Consider the following 13455-nt stretch of genomic DNA (forward strand, 5'->3'; position numbering starts at 1 on the left):
GCGGCGACAGCCAAGGGCCCCCATCACATCTGCACCATGTGGTGGGGGCCCTTCTCCGCGTACGCCGCCGGTGGCTCCGTACGCCTCGTCGTGTGCCGTCAGTCGCCGATAAGCGCATCCACGAACGCTTCCGGGTCGAACGGCGCCAGGTCGTCGGCGCCCTCGCCGAGACCGATCAGCTTGACCGGCACACCCAGCTCGCGCTGGACCGCGACCACGATGCCGCCCTTGGCCGTGCCGTCGAGCTTGGTGAGCACGATGCCGGTGATGTCCACGACCTCGGCGAACACGCGGGCCTGGACGAGTCCGTTCTGCCCGGTCGTGGCGTCCAGGACCAGCAGCACCTCGTCCAGCGGCGCATGCTTCTCGACGACCCGCTTGACCTTGCCCAGCTCGTCCATGAGGCCGGTCTTGGTGTGCAGGCGCCCAGCCGTGTCGATGAGGACGACGTCGGCGCCGATCTCCTTGCCCTCCTTGACCGCGTCGAACGCGACGGAAGCGGGGTCGCCGGCCTCCGGGCCGCGCACGGTGTGGGCGCCGACCCGCTCACCCCAGGTCTGCAGCTGGTCGGCGGCGGCGGCACGGAAGGTGTCGGCGGCGCCGAGGACGACGCTGCGGCCGTCGGCCACGAGAACTCGGGCGAGCTTGCCGGTGGTGGTGGTCTTGCCGGTGCCGTTGACACCGACGACCATCACGATGCCGGGCTTGCTGGTCTCGGGCTCGGTGTGGACCGTGCGGTCCATGTCGGTGCCGACCAGCTGGAGCAGCTCCTCGCGCAGCAGTCCGCGCAGCTCCTCCGGTGAACGGGTGCCGAGCACCTTTACGTGCTCGCGCAGGCGTTCGACGAGCTCCTGGGTGGGCTGCACACCGACGTCGGCGGTGAGCAGGGTGTCCTCGATCTCCTCCCAGGTCTCCTCGTCGAGGTGCTCCCGGGACAGAAGGGTCAGCAGCCCCTTGCCGAGCGCGTTCTGCGAGCGGGACAGACGGGCGCGCAGGCGGACCAGACGGCCGGCGGTGGGCTCGGGGATCTCGATCGGGGGCGCTTCGGCGGCGGGCGGCTCCTCGACGACGACGGGAGCGGAACCCTCCGGGAGGTCTACCTCCTCGATCGTCCGGCGTTCCTCGTCGCGCGGCGTCTCGGCCTCGTCGCCGACGTGCGGCTCGGCCGGAGGGGCGGTGATGTCGGGCGTCGTCGGGGGCGCCGGGGGCAGCTGCTTCTTACGGCGACTGCCGACGACGAGCCCGCCGAGCGCGGCGACCACGACCACGGCGATGACTACAGCAAGGATGACGATTTCCATAACGGGTCCAGTATGCGCGACCGGGCCCCGGGCGGTCCGGCGACGGCTCCGGGGTACGAGACCCTGGTTGTCTGATGCCTCGTCAGCTAACGTCCCCGTGCACACCCTCCCGGCGAAGGTGAAGGGGGCCTCCCATGCCCGTCACGGTCGTACGTTTCAACCTCGTCGAGCCCGGCGCGACCCCCGCCTCCCTGGGCGCCCGCTACCGCGCGGCCGTGGAGATGGCCGCGTACGCCGACGACCGCGGGATAACCACCGTCCAGACCGAGGAGCACCACGGGGCCGCGAACAACTGGCTGCCTTCGCCGTTCGCCTTCGCCGGCGCGGTCTTCGGCGCGACCCGGCGGCTGGCGGTCACCGTCTCGGCGGTCATCGGCCCGCTGCACGACCCTCTGCGGCTGGCCGAGGACATCGCCGTACTGGACCTGCTCAGCGGCGGCCGGCTGGTCACCGTGGCGGGGATCGGCTACCGGCCGGAGGAGTACGCCCTCTTCGACGTGGAGTGGAAGCGGCGCGGCAGGCTCCAGGACGAGCTGCTGGAGACCGTGCTCAGGGCGTGGACCGGCGAGGAGTTCGCCTACCGCGGCCGTACCGTACGCGTCACCCCGCGCCCGTACACACAGCCGCACCCACTGCTGCTGGTCGGGGGCTCCTCGACGGCGGCGGCTCGCCGCGCCGCCCGCCTGGGCCTGCCCTTCTTCCCGAGCGCGCACCTGCCGGAGCTGGCGGCGTACTACAAGGAGCAGCTCACGGAGTACGGCACCGAGGGCTGGACGATGATGCCGGCCGCCGAGACCCCGCTGCTGCATCTCGCCGAGGATCCGGACCGGGCGTGGGCGCGCTGTGGCGGGCACTTCCTGCACGAGGCGCGGACGTACGCCTCCTGGCAGTCCGACGGCATCCGGTCGGCGGTGCGGTCGGCGGCCACCACGGTGGACGAGCTTCGCGCGGAAGGCGTCTACCGGATTGTGACGCCGGACGAGTGCCTGGCCCTCGGCCTGGACACCTACGTCCTGCATCCGCTCTCGGGCGGGATGCCGGTCGACGAGGGCTGGCGCAGTCTGCACCTGTTCTGCGAGAACGTGCTGCCCCGGCTCGAGGGGCCGAGCACGGCCGGCCTGCCGGCACCGGCCCAGGGCGAACGAGCCACACGTGCCGCCGCCCGGCTCGGGCAGTGACCGAGCCGGGCGGCGGCAGGATACGAGGAGAGGGGCAGCGGGGACTTGGCCCTTCTCCTCGAGACGGGGTGGGCGGTCAGCCCATCTCCTCCAGGGACTTGCCCTTGGTCTCCTTCACGAACTTCAGGACGAAGGGGACGGAGAGCGCCGCGAAGACCGTGTAGATCACGTAGGTCCCGGAGAGGTTCCAGTCGGCCAGCGACGGGAAGCTCGCGGTGATGGCCCAGTTGGCGATCCACTGCGCGGCGGCGGCCACGCCCAGGGCGGCGGCGCGGATCTTGTTCGGGAACATCTCGCCGAGCATGACCCAGACGACCACACCCCAGGACAGGGCGAAGAACAGGACGAACACATGGGCGGCGATCAGCGCGACCCAGCCCTGCGTGCTCGGCAGCCTGCCGTCGACGAGGTGGGACGAGAACGCCCAGGCCTCCAGCGCAAGGCCGATCACCATGCCGACCGAACCGATGATCGCGAGCGGCCTGCGGCCGACACGGTCCACGAAGATCATCGCAACCACGGTGCCGAGGATGTTGATGATCGACGTCGTGAACGAGTAGAAGAACGAGTCCGTCGGGTCGATGCCGACCGACTGCCACAGCGTCGAGGAGTAGTAGAACGCGACGTTGATGCCGACGAACTGCTGGAAGACGGACAGGCCGATGCCGACCCAGACGATCGGCTTGAAGAAGAAGCCGCCGCCGAGCAGGTCCTTGAAGGTGGACTTGTGCTCGCTCTTCATCGCCTGCTCGATCTCGGCGACGCGCGCATCCAGGTCGGCTCCCCGGCCCTCGACCTCGGCGAGGATCTCCCGGGCGCGCTCACGCCTGCCGACGGAGAGCAGGAATCGCGGGGACTCGGGGATGGCGAAGGAGAGCAGGCCGTACAGGACGGCCGGGACGACCATGACGCCGAGCATGACCTGCCAGGCCTCCAGGCCCATCAGGTGACCGCGCTGGTTGCCGCCGGCGGCGTTCAGCAGGCCCCAGTTGACCAGCTGGGAGATGGCGATGCCGACGACGATCGCGGCCTGCTGGAAGGAGCCGAGCCGGCCGCGGTACGCGGGCGGGGCGACCTCGGCGATGTACGCGGGGCCGATCACGGAGGCCATACCGATGGCGAAACCGCCGATGACGCGCCACAGGGCGAGATCCCAGAGCGCGAAGGGCAGCGCCGAGCCGACGGCGCTGACCGTGAAGAGGACGGCGGCGATCTGCATGCAGCGGATACGGCCGATGCGGTCGGCTATCCGGCCGGCGGTGGCGGCCCCGATCGCACAGCCGATCAGGGCGATGGCGATGACCTGGGCCAGCGCTGCGGAACCGATGTCATAGCGCTCGCGGATGGCCTCGACGGCGCCGTTGATCACGGAGCTGTCGTAACCGAACAGGAAACCGCCCATCGCGGCGGCCGCCGCGATGAAGATGACGTGTCCGAGATGCTCGGGTTGAGCCGTCCTGGCTCCTGACAGGGGTGCCTGCGCTGTGCTGGTCACGTTTGACTCCTCGGGCCACGGCAACGCTGCCGGGGTGGGGGGAACCCTTCCAGGTGGCGACACCTGAAGGTAAAAGCAACGTTGCAGAGACTATGCGTTCAAGTATCGAAGTCAATAGGCCTAGTGCTGTGACCATTTAGACGACGTGGCTTTCACGTTTCGTTCACTTCTTGAACTCGAAGAGGGTTGGGAAGCGTCTACGGGAGGCGGGAAGGGCCGCGCGACCAGCCACGACGGAGCCGCAGGCGGAATGGCGCCCCGGCCGGAGCCGAAGTCAGCGCAGCCGCTGGGAGATGACCTTCGACACACCGTCACCCTGCATGGAGACGCCGTACAGCGCGTCGGCGACCTCCATGGTCCGCTTCTGATGTGTGATCACGATCAGCTGCGAGGCCTCCTGCAGCTCCTGCATGATGCGGATCAGCCGCTGCAGGTTGGTGTCGTCGAGGGCCGCCTCGACCTCGTCCATGACATAGAACGGGCTGGGACGCGCCTTGAAGATCGATACGAGCAGGGCGACCGCGGTCAGCGACCGCTCACCGCCCGAGAGCAGGGAGAGCCGTTTGACCTTTTTGCCCGGGGGCCGCGCCTCGACGTCGACGCCCGTGGTGAGCATGTTGTCCGGATCGGTCAGCACGAGCCGTCCCTCGCCGCCCGGGAACAGCCGGCTGAAGACGCCCTCGAACTCACGGGCCGTGTCGCGGTAGGCCTCGGTGAAGACCTGCTCGACGCGCTCGTCGACCTCCTTCACCACCAAAAGCAGATCCGCACGGGTCTTCTTCAGGTCCTCCAGCTGCTCGCTGAGGAACTTGTGACGCTCCTCCAGCGCCGCGAACTCCTCCAGAGCGAGCGGATTGACCTTTCCGAGCTGCTGGTAGGCCCGCTCGGCGGCCTTGAGCCGCTTCTCCTGCTCGGAGCGCACGAAGGGCCGCGGCCGGTTGCGGGGGTGTTCAGGGTCCTCGGGCAGTTCCTCGCCCTCGGCGGGCGGCGAGGGCGGCACTAGCTGGTCGGGACCGTACTCGGCGATCAGACCCGCCGGTTCGACACCCAGTTCCTCGAGCGCCCTGGTCTCCAGCTGCTCGATGCGCAGGCGCTTCTCCGCGCCGAGCACCTCGCCCCGGTGGACCGAGTCCGTGAGCTTGTCCAGCTCGGCCTTGAGGTCACGGCCCTCGGTGCGGGCGGTGGCGAGCTCCTGCTCGCGGCGGACCTTGACGGCCTCGGCGGCGGTCCGCTCCGCCTCCGCCCTGCCCAGGGACACCTCTACATGGGCGAGGAGCTGCCGGGCACCGGAGGCGACGGCCTCGGCGACGGCGGCCTCGTGCCGCAGCCGGGCCCGCCGCCGCTCGGCACGCGCGCGTGCCTCACGTTCGGCGCGGGCGCCGCGGTCGAGGGCGTCGGCGCGTCCGGCCAGCCCCTTCACCCGCTCCTCGTGCGTACGGACCTGGAGCCTGGCCTCCATCTCGGTCTGCCGCGCGTTCGCGCCGTCGGCGGCGAGCCGGTCACGTACGGAGGTGTCGGGCTCCTCCTCGACCGGCATCTCCTCCGCGACGGCGAGCCGTTCGGCGAGTTCCTCGACCTCCCCCAGGGCCTTGTCCAGGGCCTGAAGTGCCCGGGCCGCGGCGGCGGCGGAACGCTCGGCCTCCCCGGCGGCGCCCCTCGCCTGCCCGGCCAGCCGTCCCAGTTGCTGCGCGACCGCGGACTTCTCCCGCTCGGCCGCCCGGCGCCGCTCCCCCAGCTCCTCGACCAGGGCGGCACACTCCTTGCGGCGCTCCCCGGCGAGCCGCTGCGCGTCGGCCAACTCCTCGCACCGGACGGCAAGTTCCTCCAGCTCGGCGGCGGCCTCGTCGACGGAGGCCTGCACCTCCAGCAGGCTCGGCGCCCCGGCGGACCCGCCGTGCGCGAAGCAGGCGCCGAGCAGATCGCCCTCGGCCGTGACGGCGGTCAGGCCGGGCCGTGCGTAGACGAGTTCCTCGGCGTCCTCCAGGGTGCCGACCACGACGATGCCCCGCAGCAGCCGCCGTACGGCAGGCATCAGCTCGGCGGGACCACGGACGAGATCGGCGGCGTACGGGGCGCCGACGGCCGGCGCCTGCTCCCCGTCGTCGGGGGCGCCGCTCAGCAGCAACGCCGCACGTCCCGCGTCCTGCTTGCGCAGCAATCGGATCGCCTCGGCCGCCGAGGAGGGGCCCGTCACGGCGATCGCGTCCGCGGCGGCGCCGAAGGCGGCCGCCAGCGCGACCTCGTGGCCCTGGGCCACTGTCAGCAGTTCGGCCGCCGGACCGAGCAGGCCGGTGAGCCGGTCCCGCGCGCCGAGCAGGGCACCCGTGCCGTCCTTGCGGCGCAGCCCCATGGCCAGGGCATCGTGGCGGGCCTGGGTCGCGGCCCGCCTGCGCTCGGCCGCGGTGGCCGCCTCACGCGCCGCCGAAAGGGCCGCCTCGGCCTCGGCGAGGGCCCGCTTCGCCTCCTCGTGCTGCTCGGTCAGATCCGCGTCGCCCGCGTCCAGACCGTCGACCTCGGCCTTGAGTGCCTCGTACTCCTCCTGCGCGGCGACGGCGCGCTCCTGCGCCTCGTCGCGTGCGGCGGCGAGCCGGTCGATCTCGGCCTGGGCGGAGGCCGCGCGGGAACGAGCGGCGTTCACCTGCCCGTTCAGCCGGGCGAGGCCCTCGCGACGGTCGGCGATGGCACGGGCCACGTCCTTCAGCCGCCGTTCCTCGATCGCCAGTTCACGCTCCAGCTCGGCGCGGTGCGCGACGGTGTCCTCCAGCGCGCGTTCGGCGGCCTCCAGGGCAGCCTCCAGCTCGGCCTCCTGCTCACGGATGCGGGCGGCCTCGCGTTCCATGTCCTCGGGGTCGCGGCCGCGCCGCTCCTCGGGGGGCTGGGAGGTGGCGCTCTTCACGCGCGCGTCGGCGAGCGAGACGGTGCCGCGCACCCGCTCCGCGAGCTGCGACAGCTCGTACCAGGTCTGCTGGGCGCGCTGAAGACGCGGCGTCAGCCGGCGCACCTCGTCCTCCAGCAGCGCCTCGCGCTGCAGGGCCTTCTTCAGCTCGGCTTCGGCGGCGTCCCTGCGTTCCTTGAGCGCGGCCTCGTCCGCGACCTCTGCGCTCAGTGCCTCCCTCAGCCGTACGAGATCGTCGGCGAGCAGACGCAGCCGGGCGTCCCTCAGATCGGCCTGGATCACGGCCGCCCTGCGGGCGACCGCCGCCTGCCGCCCCAGCGGCTTGAGTTGGCGGCGCAACTCGTCGGTGAGGTCCTGGACGCGGGCGAGGTTCGCCTGCATGGCGTCCAGCTTCCGGAGGGCCTTCTCCTTGCGCTTGCGGTGCTTGAGCACACCGGCGGCCTCTTCGATGAAGGCGCGGCGGCCCATGGGGTCGGCGTGCAGGACGGAGTCGAGCTGGCCCTGGCCGACGATCACGTGCATCTCGCGGCCGATGCCGGAGTCGGAGAGAAGCTCCTGGATGTCGAGGAGACGGCAGGTGTCGCCGTTGATCTGGTACTCGCTGCCGCCGTTGCGGAACATGATCCGCGTGATGGTGACCTCGGCGTACTCGATCGGGAGGGCCCCGTCGGTGTTGTCGATGGTCAGGGACACCTCGGCACGCCCGAGCGGGGGGCGCCCGGTGGTGCCGGCGAAGATGACGTCCTCCATCTTGCCGCCGCGCAGCGATTTGGCACCCTGCTCGCCCATGACCCAGCTGAGCGCGTCCACGACATTGGACTTGCCCGAGCCATTGGGCCCAACGACACACGTGATCCCCGGCTCGAACCGGAGTGTGGTCGCCGAGGCGAACGACTTGAACCCGCGGAGGGTCAGGGCCTTGAGGTGCACGCCGCTGGACTCTACCTCCCGCCGCTATCTCACTCCATGAACCCTCGCAACCCCGCGGTTTCGCCCATGAACATGCAGGGCACACCATCCGTTAAAGAGTGTGAAAGGGTGCGCGGGGCAAAGAAAGAAGGGACGCCGAGGCGTCCCTTGCAAATCTGACAACTGAGCGGTTGATACGGGCGGCCCAACCACTGCTTGTGCCTTTGTGGAGCAATGCAGTGATCAGGTGAGCGCAGGCTCCGCCTGGTGTGCGTCGATGCTCTCCATGATCCTGTCGTGAGAAGCGGCAGCCGTCAGCGCGTCGTTCTCCGCCTGGATCCGTACGAGCTCGGACTCGAGCTCCTGGACGCGCTGCTGGAGCCGTCGCATCTCGGCGAGGAGTCGCGGGTCGGAGCCGCCGACGTAACCGAGAAGCGCCTTTGCCATGATGGATGGTCCTCCACACTGAGTGACCGACCGAAGCGGTGTGGGTCGTGAGGGATTCGCACCCGCGGTGCTTGGCACTCTGGAGTTTTGCGCCGTTCTTACATGCCAAACAGCTAAGGTGCGCGGGGCTTTCAGCGTCTCACCAAAAAGTTTGACGGTCAACACGATCACGCCCTGCAATGGCGGGCAACCCGGGTCGCGCGGCCCCGGGCGGGCGGCGCTGCGACTCCTGCGGGCCCCTGCGGGCGTGGAGATCAACGTTGCCTGCGGAGCCTGCCACGACGAGCGGTTCTTGGCAACCACCAGGCCCTTTCTGCTTCGGGCACGTGCCAGTGGCATGCCCTTCCGCTTCCGCGGGGGGCCTTCACGGCCCCGGCTCAGCGGATCGCGAAGCCGTTGTAACCGCCGCGGGGGGTGTCCCAAATCTCAGTGACTCCCTCTACACGCCCGGGTGTGTCGTCGCCCCGGAGCCAGTCCAACAGGCCCTCGCAGCCCGCTCGGGAGCCCTCGGCGACCACCTGGACCCGCCCGTCGTCCAGGTTGACGGCAAAACCACTGAGGCCACCGATCTCCAGTGCCTTGGCCCGGGTGAACCACCGGAAACCCACACCTTGGACACGTCCGCGCACCCAAGCGACAAGCCGAGCATCGTCGTTCATGGGTGCACGCTAACCGGCCAATGTCCCTCCGGGCACTTCCTCCCCTTGCGCCATGCGGTACCGTCCCCACCCATATGAATCTCTTGTGAAACCCACTCGTTCGAGTGAGTTGCGTTGACCGCAAGACCAGGAAGGCCAGCAGATGGGACGCCACCGACGCTCTGCCGCCGGACGCGCCGCCTCGGGCCGCGCCACCGGGGTCACCCAGAAGCGTGAGACCCCCACGGAGCGCTACGGACCGGAAAACCTCTACGGCTTCGCCGAGGTTCTGGAGGCCGAGCGGCGCGCGACCCGCTCGCACCGCAGGAAGAAGGCGGCGACGCCCGTGCGCACGGGGCTGCTGGGCGTCTCCGCGGCCGTCGCGCTGGGCACGGTGGCCGTCGCCACGGGGGTACTGCCCAGCGGCAAGCAGTTCACCGTGAGCGGCGACGCCGGTGACACTCAGGCCGGAGGCACGTCCCCCTCGGGCTTCGCGACCGCGCAGGGCGGTACGAGCGGTACCGCCGACGGCCGCGGGTCCACCTCGACCAGCCGTGACGCCGGCCGCTCGGCGGCACCTGCCGCGACCCCCTCGACCCCGTCGGCCCCGGCATCCTCTCCGTCGATTCCGCAGCAGCGCACGCGGACTCCGTCCCCGACGCCGACGAGGACGGCAACGGCCGCGCCGCCGACCGACAAGGCCACCCCCCAGCCGGCCGCACCGCCGGTCCGGGCGTCCACCCAGAGCGCGACCGAGGCCGAGGTCCTCACGCTCGTCAACCAGGAGCGGGCCAAAGTGGGCTGCAGCCCGGTGACCGCGAGCAGCGGACTGACGAAGCTGGCGGAGCTGTTCAGCGCGGACATGGCCGCGCGGAACTTCTTCGACCACACCGACCCCAGCGGCAGGGACCCGTGGGACCGGGCGGCCGGGCTCGGCATCATCGGACTCGGCGGGGAGAACATAGCCCGCGGCCAGGCGACCGCCCAGGACGTGATGGACGCCTGGATGAACAGCCCCGGTCACCGGGCGAACATACTGAACTGCGACTTCAAGACGCTGGGCGTGGGGGTGCACCTCGGGTCCGGAGGCCCCTGGTGGACGCAGGACTTCGGCTACTGAGCCGGTTGCAAAAGAGGGAGAACGCCGCCGCCTGTGCACTTACCGATGGTTAGTGCGCTCTGTCGGTTAGCGCTGTGGTCGCGTACGCTTCTGCTATGACCACCCCGCAGGAGCAGAACCTCCCGTTCGACGTGTTCTCGAAGGCGTGCCCGTCGCGGGGCACGCTGGAGCACGTCACGGGACGCTGGGGGTCGCTCACGCTCGGCGCGCTGTACGAGGGCTCGTTCCGGTTCAACGAGCTGCGACGCCGGGTCGACGGGGTGAGCGAGAAGATGCTGTCCCAGACCCTGCAGGCGCTGGAGCGCGACGGCCTCGTGCACCGCGACGCACAGCCGACCAACCCGCCGCGCGTGGACTACGAGCTGACCCCGCTGGGCCGCGAGGTCGCCGGGCGGCTGCTGGCCCTCATCCACTGCGTGGAGGGCCGCATGGACGACGTACTCGATGCGCGCCACCGCTACGACCAGGCACGCGCCTCCTCGGCTCCCGGCCTGTAAGGGGGAAAGGCCCTCGACCGGCCTCCGAAGCGTTCCGGCACATCGGTGTTCCGGCGTACCGGCCCCGGGCGCGTCTCACTTCCGGCGGACGCGGGGCTCGACTCTCCTGATCATGTCCCCGAGCCCTGAGCCCGGAGCCCCGAGCCCGGCGCCTGCCGCCGCAGCGGTCCCGGCGACAAGCCGTGTCCGCCCGCACCGGACGCTCCTACGACAGCACCCGCGGCGCCCGCTGGCACTTCGGGCAGTAGTAGCTGGACCGGTTCATCCAGGGGCGGCGGAGCATGGGCGCGGTGCAGCGGCGGCAGGGCAGCCCCTCACGGCCGTAGGCGTCCAGCGACCGGTCGAAGTAGCCCGACTCCCCGTTGATGTTGACGTAGAGGCTGTCGAAGCTGGTGCCGCCGGCGGCGAGCGCGTCGTTCATCACCTCCCGTACATGGCCGAGGAGTTCGGCGGTGCGCGGGCGGGTGAGGTTCGCGGTGGGGCGCTCGTAGTGGATACGGGCGCGCCACAGGGCCTCGTCCGCGTAGATGTTGCCGACGCCGCTGATCAGCGACTGGTCGAGCAGGGCCCGCTTGATGGTCGTGCGCTTGCGGCGCAGTGCCTGGTGGAAGGCCTCGTCGTCGAAGAGCGGGTCCAGCGGGTCGCGGGCGATGTGCGCGATCACGTCGGGCAGTCCGCCGCGGCCGGTGTCATGCAGGGAGAGGCCGCCGAACGTGCGCTGGTCGACGAAGCGCAGCTCGGTGCCGAGCGCGTCGTCGAACCGCACTCGGATGCGAAGGTGCTTCTCGTCGAGCGCACCCTGCGGCTGGACGAGCAGCTGGCCGCTCATGCCGAGGTGGGCCAGGATCGCCGTGCCGGTGGTCTCGGCCGGGATCCAGAGGTACTTCCCGCGGCGGCTCGGGGCGCCCAGGAGCTGCCCCTTCAGCCGGTGCGCGAAGTCCTCGCCGCCCGCGGTGTGCCGGCGGACGGCGCGCGGGTGCAGCACCTCGACGTCGGCGACGGTCCGGTGGGCGACCCAGCGTTCCAGGCCACGCCGCACGACTTCGACCTCGGGCAGCTCGGGCACAGGGTTCCTCCGGAAGGATGAACAGGGGCGACGTCCGCAGGGTACCTCGTGGTCAGGGGCCGCCGAGGAGTGATCGTCGGCCCCCCTCACACACGACCACACACGACGGACCCCGCCTCGGCGCGGGCGCCGGGGCGGGGTCCGGGTGAAGGATTCAGGCCGTGGCCGTGTCGCTCGCGGGGGCCGATTCGGGTTCGGTGGACCCGTCGGGGGACCCCGCCTCGGCCGCCGCCTTCGCACGCTCGTCCGCGGCGGTGCGGATGGAGCGCCAGGCCGACTCCGCTGCCTGCTGCTCCGCCTCCTTCTTGCTGCGGCCGGTGCCGGTGCCGTACGAGACGCCTCCGACGCGGGCGGCAGCAGTAAAGGTCTTCTCGTGATCCGGGCCGGTCTCCGTGACCAGGTACTCGGGCACGCCGAGCCCCTCGGTCGCGGTCAGTTCCTGGAGACTGGTCTTCCAGTCCAGGCCGGCACCGAGATTCGAGGACTTCTCGATCAGCGGGTCGAACAGGCGGTGCACCAGCTCCGCCGCCGAGTCCAGGCCCTGGTCGAGATAGACAGCGCCGATCACCGCTTCAAGGGTGTCGGCGAGGATGGACGCCTTGTCCCGGCCCCCTGTGCCCTCCTCGCCCCGGCCGAGCCGGATGAAGGAGCCCAGGTCGAGCCCACGACCCACCTCCGCCAGCGCACGCGAGTTCACCACCGCGGCCCGCAGCTTGGCCAGCTGGCCCTCGGGCAGGTCGGGGTGGGTGCGGTACAGCGTGTCGGTGACGACGAGGCCGAGCACGGAGTCCCCGAGGAACTCCAGACGCTCGTTCGTCGGCAGACCGCCGTTCTCGTACGCGTACGAGCGATGGGTCAGCGCACGCACCAGAAGGGCGGACTCGACCTTGTAGCCGAGCCGCCCTTCCAGAAGCGTGTGGGACGAGGCTGTGTTGTCCGCCTTCTTCCTGGCGTTTGGATCCGCCTTGGCGTCAGACATCAGACCTCTCACCAGCCGCTCAGACCTCGAGGACCTGGCGCTTGTTGTAGGTGCCGCACGACGGGCACGCGATGTGCTGCTGCTTGGGCTCGTGGCAGCGCTCGCACGCAACCAGGGTGGGGACCGCAGCCTTCCACTGCGACCGGCGGTGGCGCGTGTTGCTGCGCGACATCTTCCGCTTCGGAACAGCCACGGCTACTTCTCCTGCTTCTCGTCGACGCCCGCTTCGGCGCCGCTCTTCTCGTCCTTATCGCCGGGTTCGAGTGAATCGGCGAGTCCCTGCAGTGCCGCCCAACGGATGTCGACGGCGTCGTGGTGGTGGTCCGGGTCGTCCGCGAGTCGTGCTCCGCATTCGGAGCACAGGCCCGGGCAGTCGTCCTGGCACACCGGCTGCATCGGCAGTGCGAGCACCACCGCATCACGCAGCAGAGGCTCGAGGTCGAACAGGCCGTCCTCGAGAAAAAGCCTGTCCTCGTCGTCCTCGGCGTCAACGGCGTTCTTGTCGGGGTCCGCGATCACGCGGCCCCGGTCGTCGGCGTCAGGGTACGAGAACATCTCCTGGAAATCCGCTTCGAGCTCCAGCCCGAGCGGCTCCAGACACCTTACGCACTCCCCCTCGGCCGATGCACGGGCGGTGCCCGTGACGAGCACCCCTTCCATGACCGACTCGAGTCGGAGTTCGAGCTCCACCGGCGCGCCTTCCGGCACCTCGATGACGCCCTGGATACCGAAGTCCCTCGGGGCGTCGACCGTGCGGGTAAGGCGCTGCAGCGCACCAGGCCGCCGACCCAGCTCGTGCGTGTCGAACACGAGGGGTTTGCGGTGGTCGAGGCGGGCGTTCAGAGCCATTCCTGCTTTCGGTCTTCAAAGCTCAGAGGGGGACGCTGTCCCATGGTGTTCAGGGCAGCGCTGATCGCGGAGGGTACGCG

The 13455-nt window shown here is 70.5% G+C and carries 12 protein-coding genes; 3 read left to right on the forward strand and 9 right to left on the reverse strand.

Annotated elements, in window-relative coordinates:
- Nucleotides 1-98: 98 nt before the first annotated feature.
- Nucleotides 99-1301, reverse strand: a complete 1203-nt coding sequence (gene ftsY / locus AAW14_RS18315; protein WP_265564936.1) for a signal recognition particle-docking protein FtsY — start codon at nt 1299-1301, stop codon at nt 99-101.
- A gap of 134 nt (nt 1302-1435) precedes the next feature.
- On the opposite strand from ftsY, the gene AAW14_RS18320 reads away from it, so the two are divergent.
- On the forward strand, nt 1436-2479 hold the full coding sequence (locus AAW14_RS18320; protein WP_265564937.1) for an LLM class flavin-dependent oxidoreductase: 1044 nt from the start codon (nt 1436-1438) through the stop codon (nt 2477-2479).
- A 76-nt stretch (nt 2480-2555) separates the two neighbouring features.
- On the opposite strand, the gene AAW14_RS18325 is transcribed toward AAW14_RS18320, so the two are convergent.
- The 4 genes from AAW14_RS18325 to AAW14_RS18340 form a co-directional block, all read right to left on the reverse strand.
- Nucleotides 2556-3974 carry a sugar porter family MFS transporter gene (locus AAW14_RS18325; RefSeq protein WP_265564938.1) on the reverse strand — a complete coding sequence of 473 codons (1419 nt, stop codon included), beginning with the start codon at nt 3972-3974 and terminating at the stop codon, nt 2556-2558.
- A 274-nt stretch (nt 3975-4248) separates the two neighbouring features.
- A complete protein-coding gene (gene smc / locus AAW14_RS18330) occupies nt 4249-7800 on the reverse strand; it encodes a chromosome segregation protein SMC (RefSeq protein ID WP_265564939.1) in 3552 nt (1183 codons plus the stop codon).
- Between the two features lie 222 nt (nt 7801-8022).
- On the reverse strand, nt 8023-8226 hold the full coding sequence (locus AAW14_RS18335) for a hypothetical protein (protein ID WP_043444185.1): 204 nt from the start codon (nt 8224-8226) through the stop codon (nt 8023-8025).
- A 377-nt stretch (nt 8227-8603) separates the two neighbouring features.
- Nucleotides 8604-8885 (reverse strand): acylphosphatase, encoded by a 282-nt coding sequence (locus tag AAW14_RS18340; protein WP_265564940.1) that lies wholly within the window; start codon nt 8883-8885, stop codon nt 8604-8606.
- A gap of 142 nt (nt 8886-9027) precedes the next feature.
- On the opposite strand from AAW14_RS18340, the gene AAW14_RS18345 reads away from it, so the two are divergent.
- Both AAW14_RS18345 and AAW14_RS18350 read left to right on the forward strand, forming a co-directional pair.
- Complete coding sequence (locus tag AAW14_RS18345; RefSeq protein WP_265564941.1) at nt 9028-9984, forward strand: CAP domain-containing protein; 957 nt, start codon at nt 9028-9030, stop codon at nt 9982-9984.
- Nucleotides 9985-10079: 95 nt separating this feature from the next.
- The gene (locus tag AAW14_RS18350; protein WP_265564942.1) at nt 10080-10481 is read left to right on the forward strand and encodes a winged helix-turn-helix transcriptional regulator; all 402 of its coding nucleotides are present in this window, start codon (nt 10080-10082) and stop codon (nt 10479-10481) included.
- A 205-nt stretch (nt 10482-10686) separates the two neighbouring features.
- Here the strand turns inward: AAW14_RS18350 and mutM are convergent, their stop codons facing one another.
- From mutM to AAW14_RS18370, 4 genes are all read right to left on the reverse strand, one after another.
- Entirely contained in the window at nt 10687-11547 is an 861-nt protein-coding gene (mutM, locus tag AAW14_RS18355; protein WP_265564943.1) for a bifunctional DNA-formamidopyrimidine glycosylase/DNA-(apurinic or apyrimidinic site) lyase, read from the reverse strand.
- A 154-nt stretch (nt 11548-11701) separates the two neighbouring features.
- Nucleotides 11702-12526 (reverse strand): ribonuclease III, encoded by an 825-nt coding sequence (gene rnc, locus AAW14_RS18360; protein ID WP_265564944.1) that lies wholly within the window; start codon nt 12524-12526, stop codon nt 11702-11704.
- Between the two features lie 19 nt (nt 12527-12545).
- A complete protein-coding gene (gene rpmF, locus AAW14_RS18365; protein ID WP_003951102.1) occupies nt 12546-12719 on the reverse strand; it encodes a 50S ribosomal protein L32 in 174 nt (57 codons plus the stop codon).
- Nucleotides 12720-12721: 2 nt separating this feature from the next.
- Nucleotides 12722-13375: a YceD family protein gene (locus AAW14_RS18370; protein ID WP_265564945.1), complete on the reverse strand. Its 654-nt coding sequence runs from the start codon at nt 13373-13375 to the stop codon at nt 12722-12724.
- Nucleotides 13376-13455 lie beyond the last annotated feature (80 nt).

It is taken from the genome of Streptomyces hygroscopicus, from assembly GCF_026168105.1.
Lineage (GTDB): Bacteria > Actinomycetota > Actinomycetes > Streptomycetales > Streptomycetaceae > Streptomyces > Streptomyces hygroscopicus_D.